We start from the raw sequence: 2,767 nt of genomic DNA on the forward strand, positions 1-2,767 counted from the left end.
GTGCGCGTAGGGCTGCCCTACTAGCGTCCCTATTGCCCTACCCCATTATAGTGCGTAGCAGTGGAAAAAGGATGGCTGGCGCGAGGAAAAGCTTTGTTACGGCCGATCAACTCGCAGATGGCCTGTGCCGAAGAATGGGACTGTAGCCCGTCTTCGGGTGTATTGGTCACGTAGTCTACAAGTTGATCGATGGTAGAGGTAGCCACGTGCATACGAGTATCGGAAGAGCCATAGTAGATGAACACTTGACCATTAGCATCCGCAATCCAACCATTGCTGAACACCACGTTCGAGACGTCCCCGATGCGCTCCTCCCCTTCCGGCGCAATAAAGTAGCCGGCGGGCTTATGAATAATCCGGGTAAGGTCGTGTAGATCGGTCATGAACAGGTAGAGCACGTAGCGCAGACCGGCGGCTGTATTGCGTACGCCATGGGCGAGGTGCAGCCAGCCCTGCTCGGTTTTGATGGGGGCAGGCCCCAGGCCATTCTTGGCTTCATACACAGTATGGTAGCGTTTTGGGTCTATAATGACTTCCTCCGTCACCTCAGCCTGCTCGATGGAGCCAGAAAGCGCAAACCCAATGCCGCCACCCCTACCCGCCTCAATAAAGCTATCCTGTGGGCGCGTATAAAAGGCATATTTGCCTTCCACAAACTCGGGGTGTAGCACCACGTTGCGTTGCTGCGCCGAGTTGGTTTTCAAATCGCCTAGCCGCTCCCACGTTACCAGGTCTTTGGTGCGGGCAATACCGCAACGCGCCACGGCAGCCGACTGGTCGGCGGTGGGGGCGGTGGGGTCGCGGCGCTCGGTACAGAATAGGCCGTATATCCAGCCATCTGCGTGCCTCGTCAGGCGCATGTCGTAGATGTTCGTTTCCGGCTCGTCGGTTTCAGGAAGCACAATGGGATACTCCCAAAACCGAAAATTATCGACGCCATTGGGGCTTTCAGCCACTGCGAAGAACGATTTACGGTCTGTACCCTCTACCCGCGCTACTAACACATACTTGTCGTTCCACTTGATAGCGCCTGAGTTGAAGGCCGCGTTGATACCGATACGCTCCATGCAGTAAGGGTTGGTATCGGGGTTCAGGTCGTAACGCCAGGTAAGGGGCGTGTGGGCTGCTGTTAGTACGGGGTGCTGGTAGCGTTTGATAACGCCGTTGCCTAGCTCTTCCGGAAGGTTAGCAGCCGACAGTAGGCATTCGTGGTGGGCGTGTAGCGCGCGAAAACGGTTGTCAAAAAGAGTAGTCATAGCGTTATCACCGAAAATGAGTGGGACGGTTTCCTATTTAAGCAGTTGACTGCTGCGGAGGCGTAGCAAAGCGGTAAGCGGCAGTGGCGCCTTAGTAGGCACTGAGCTGGTCCCACCAGGTTTTTTTCAGAATAACGACTAGCACGGCCAGTATACCCACTGTGATAAGCAACGGTAGCTGCTGCATCAGAATCAGGTACATAGGAAGAATAGTTAAGCACAGCTGCGCAATGATGCCCAGCACCACATTGAACATATTCAGCCGAAAGTTGCGGTTGGGCTGAAACGAGGGGTCCCCAGCTACTACCTGTGCATGCACAGGGCCCCAAAAGCCCCAAGGCCGTACCGTGCGGTAAAAGTTGGTAAGCACCGCGGCATCGGTGGGGGGCGTGGCATAGGAGCCTACCACCGATCCGGCTAATGAGATGACAAACAGCAGTGGAAAAAAGTAAAGCAGGTTGCCAGCAGGAATGAAAAATCCAAACAGCATAGCCGCCACAATGCCTATCAGCATCCCCCAGAAAAAGCCGGTGGCATTGAAGCGCCACCAATACCATTTCAGCATGTTAGAAGCAATATACCCCCCATACAGCGCTGACACGATGAATTGCAGCACGCTGTTCACATCTTTGGCAAAGAACCCCAACACCACGCCCACCACCACCACCAGTATGCCTACCACGTAGTTCAAGGAAATAATCTGACGGGTAGTAGCGGTAGGGTTGAGGTACTTCAGGTAAATATCGTTTACGATGTAGGCCTGCGCAGCATTTACAGTGCCGCTGAACGTGCCCATGAAAGCACCCAGCAACCCCGTGAGCACCAGCCCTAACAGGCCAGTAGGCAGGAAATTATTGATAGCAGCTGGCAAAATTCGCTCGAAGTCGATGCTGCCAGTGGAGTCCGTCAGATTCATCTGGCGGTAGTAGAGCAACCCCAGCACCGTGAGGCCAATAATGAGAGAGTAGCGAATGGGGAGCAGAATAATGGACACGAAGCCGCTCATTTTGCTGGCTTCCTCCGGCGAGCGAGTCGAGAGAATCTTCTGCATGTCGTAGTTCGGCGCCGGGCCAGCCAGTGAGGCAAACATACCCTTGAAGGCCATCATCATGAAGAACAGGCCAAACAGGGAGTAGCCGTCGCTGGCAATCTTGCTGTTGACCTCCGGAATCAGGCGCGACCAGTCAAGGCCTAGCCGCCAACCGAAGAAAGGATTGAACCATCCTTCTGGCACTGCTAACTGCTTGCCTTGCAGCTGGATATAGGCAATAATTGCAATAGAAAAGCAAGCCACCGTCATGATGGCGTACTTAATCATATCCCCTAGTACAATGCTGTGCATTCCCCCAATAATGGAGTAGAACATTGCAAACAGGGTAAACACGATGCCGTAGACATGCGGCACATACTGCGGTGCCACCACAAACGGCACGTAGTCGCGCACCAACTCCCAGGGAACAAAAATCTCGATAAACTTGCCCAGCCCCACGAAACCATAGGCCCAGAAAAGC

At 54.1% G+C, this 2,767-nt stretch carries 2 protein-coding genes; both read right to left on the reverse strand.

The annotated features are described in order from the left end of the window. Positions 1-29: 29 nt before the first annotated feature. On the reverse strand, positions 30-1,256 hold the full coding sequence (locus tag VI25_RS22295; RefSeq protein ID WP_045688600.1) for a glycosidase: 1,227 nt from the start codon (positions 1,254-1,256) through the stop codon (positions 30-32). 91 nt (positions 1,257-1,347) lie between these two features. Further along, positions 1,348-2,767: sodium:solute symporter family transporter (locus VI25_RS22300; RefSeq protein ID WP_055562924.1), on the reverse strand; the 1,420-nt coding region annotated here is incomplete at its 5' end.

Origin of the sequence: Hymenobacter sp. AT01-02, from assembly GCF_000961955.2 — a bacterium.
Taxonomy (GTDB): Bacteria; Bacteroidota; Bacteroidia; order Cytophagales; family Hymenobacteraceae; genus Hymenobacter; species Hymenobacter mucosus.